The following is a 2,940-nucleotide window of genomic DNA, read 5'->3' on the forward strand; positions in this document are numbered from 1 at the left end:
AGACGTCGGCGGGGCGGGGCTCTCGCCGCTTGCCAAGGCGCTGGTGCTCGAAGCGCTCGCACGCGGCGATGCGGCCTCCGCCATCGCGCTCGACGGGATCGGGCCGGCGCTCTATCCGTTGATGGAGTTCGGGGGTCCCGAAGCGCGTGCGCTCGTGAAGAAGCTGCTTGCCAACCCGGCCGCGCGCGGCTGGGTCATTGTGGACAACGAGGAAAATCATTTTGAAATCAGTGAGGGCCGCGTTCGGGGAGAATGGCCCTGGCTGCCGGCCGAATCACTCGATGTGCTTGTTATCATCAAGGACGGCGCTGCGTTTGTGATCACCGAGGGCATGAGCTTCGAGCACACCAAGCCGGCAGCACTTCATGCGGCGGGCGCGTCCGGCATGCGCGTCGATGCACCGGTCGCGCTTGCGCTCAGGGCCGACAACAAGGCACTCGCCCGGACGCTGGCACGCCTTCGCGTCTACGCGAGCGGGCTGCTTGTCGGAATCGCGGGCGCTTCACTCGATTACGCCATTTCCTACACGCAGGAGCGCGTGGCCTTTGGGCGACCAATTGCTCACCACCAGGGTCTCGCGTTTCTGATTGCCGAGCTTGCCCACCGCATCGACGGCGCGCGCCTGGCGCTCTGGCGCGCCTGCTGGGCGCTCCAGCAGGAGGGCGATCCCACCGAAGCCGCGGCCGCTGCTCATCTGGAGGCCATCGACATTGGCCTCGAAATGGGAGAGCAGGGCGTGCAGCTTCTTGGTGGCCATGGCTACGTCACCGATCACCCGGTTGAAAAATGGATGCGTGAGGGTCGGACGCTCTCGCTTCTCTGGGGCGGCCGCAATGGCGCGCTCGATGCCGCGACGGCGCAGCTCTTCGATGTCTCGGCGCGCGTCGGGTTCAGTCTGCCGCGGTGGGGAGGGGCGTGATGGAGTTCGCACTCGACCAGCGCAGCAAGGGAATGCTCCGGATGCTCGCCGGAATCGGTGAGAGCATGTTCCGCCCGCTTGGAATGGAATACGACCGCAAGGGCGAGGCCATTCCGCCCGATCACCCATTCTTCCAGAATGTCATCGACATGGGACTGGTACGTCCCTTCGCGCTGGAGAAAGCGGACAGCGAGAAGGAAGAACGCCGCGGCCCCAAGACCGGCGGCCGGATGGCCGTGCTCTTCGCCGAGGAAGCCTCTTACTGGGATCGCGGCGTGACGGTGACCTTCCCGGGACCGGGACTTGGCGGCCCGCCGATTCTCAAGATGGGCACGCCCGAACAACGCGAGAGATTTCTCGGGCCCTTCGCGGACAAGAAGCCGCGCTGGGGATGTTTCGGCATGACCGAACCGGGCGCAGGCAGCGACGTGGCGCGCATCGCCACCACGTGCCGCAAGGACGGTGATCATTACGTGCTCAATGGGGCGAAGACCTTCATCTCGAATGCAGACCGCGCCGACTGGACCATCATCTTTGCAACCATCGACAAGGACGCCGGCCGCGCCGGGCACCGCGCCTTCGTGGTGGAACGCGGCACACCCGGATTCGAGATCGTGCGGCCCGAGGCGAAGATGGGCCTGAAACCATACCAGAGCTGCGCGCTGACGCTGGATGAGTGCCGGGTTCCTGTCGAGAATCTGCTGGGCGGCGAGGCCTACTACGAACAGAACACCGGCTTCAAGGGCGCCATGGCCGCGTTCAATTCCTCGCGCGCGCTGGTTGCCGTCATGGCCATCGGCGTGGGGCGAGCGGCCTTCGATTACGCCCGTAAATTCATGAAGGACAACTACGAGCTATCGCGCCCGATTCCCCGTTACCGGCGGATGCAGGAAGAACTGATGAACATCAAGCGCAAGCTCGATACCGGGCGCCTGCTGGCCTGGCGTGGGGCGTGGCTCCTTGATGCGGAGAAACACAACGCGCTCGAAGCTTCCATGGCCAAGGCCTACTGCCCGCCCGTCGCCCTCGAGGCCTGCCGGAAGGCGGTAGAGATCCTGGGCGATGCGGGCGTTCGCAACGATCACTACGTCGAAAAGCTCTACCGGGACGTCAAGGCGATGGACATCGTCGAAGGCACGCAGCAGATCCAGCGTACGGTCATCGCGCGGCGGCTGGTGAACCTGCCCTCCTATGACGGGCGTTGAAGGAGAAAGAACATGGCAACAACAGGACGCGCCGCAGTCTTCGACAAGGTGGGAGAGCCCATGGAGATCCGCGAGTACGAGGTTGCAGATCCAAAGCCGGGGCACACGCTCATCAAGCTGAGCATGTCGAACATCTGCGGCTCGGACCTGCACATGTGGCGCGGCGAGACGCCGCCCATCGGGCGTGGCGGGATGCCGGTGATTCTCGGGCACGAGATGACCGGCATGGTGGCCAAACTCGGTGAGGGCGTGAAGAAAGACGCGCTGGGCAAGCCGCTCAAGGAGGGTGACCGCGTTGTCTATTCCTACTACAGCTCCTGCGGCCACTGCCTGGCCTGCCTGCGCGGTCATGAGAACGAGTGCCAGATGTCGCTCATGTCGGTCGTGCGACCGGTCACGCAGGCCCCGCACTTCTTCGGCGGCTTTGCCGACTACTACTACGCCACGCCCAAACAGAAAATTCTCAAGGTCCCGGATGAGCTTTCCGACGAGGCCGTAGCGGGCCTCAACTGCGCGCTCTCGCAGGTGATCTACGGCCTGCTGCAGGCGGACCTGCGCTTCGGTGAAACGGTGGTCATCCAGGGACTCGGCGGCCTGGGACAGTACGCGACCTGCGTCGCGCGGGAGATGGGCGCCTCCAAGGTAATCGTCATCGACGGCGTCGATGACCGCCTGGAGATGGCGCGCAAGCTGGGCGCTGATGAGGTCATCGACATTCGGGAGATCGAGGACGGCAAGGCGCGTGTGCGCAAGGTGATGAGCCTGACAGAGGGGTGGGGCGCTGACCTCGTTGTAGAAGTCGTTGGCCGGCCCGAG

Annotated in this window: 3 protein-coding genes; all 3 read left to right on the plus strand. The window is 64.7% G+C overall.

The window, feature by feature from the left end; all coding sequences use genetic code 11:
- A partial coding sequence (locus KDH09_03960) for an acyl-CoA dehydrogenase family protein (protein ID MCB0218824.1) occupies positions 1-919 on the plus strand: 919 nt, incomplete at its 5' end.
- Positions 919-2,124, plus strand: a complete 1,206-nt coding sequence (locus KDH09_03965) for an acyl-CoA dehydrogenase family protein (protein MCB0218825.1) — start codon at positions 919-921, stop codon at positions 2,122-2,124. The genes KDH09_03960 and KDH09_03965, both read left to right, overlap by 1 nt.
- 12 nt (positions 2,125-2,136) lie before the next feature.
- Positions 2,137-2,940 (plus strand): alcohol dehydrogenase catalytic domain-containing protein (locus KDH09_03970; GenBank protein ID MCB0218826.1); only part of this gene is annotated, 804 nt, incomplete at its 3' end.

Source organism: Chrysiogenia bacterium (assembly GCA_020434085.1).
Lineage (GTDB): Bacteria > JAGRBM01 > JAGRBM01 > JAGRBM01 > JAGRBM01 > JAGRBM01.

Coding starts and splice junctions, on each gene's coding strand:
- KDH09_03965 (MCB0218825.1), top strand. CDS start 919: ATGGAGTTCGCACTCGACCAGCGCAGCAAGGGAATGCTCCGGATGCTC.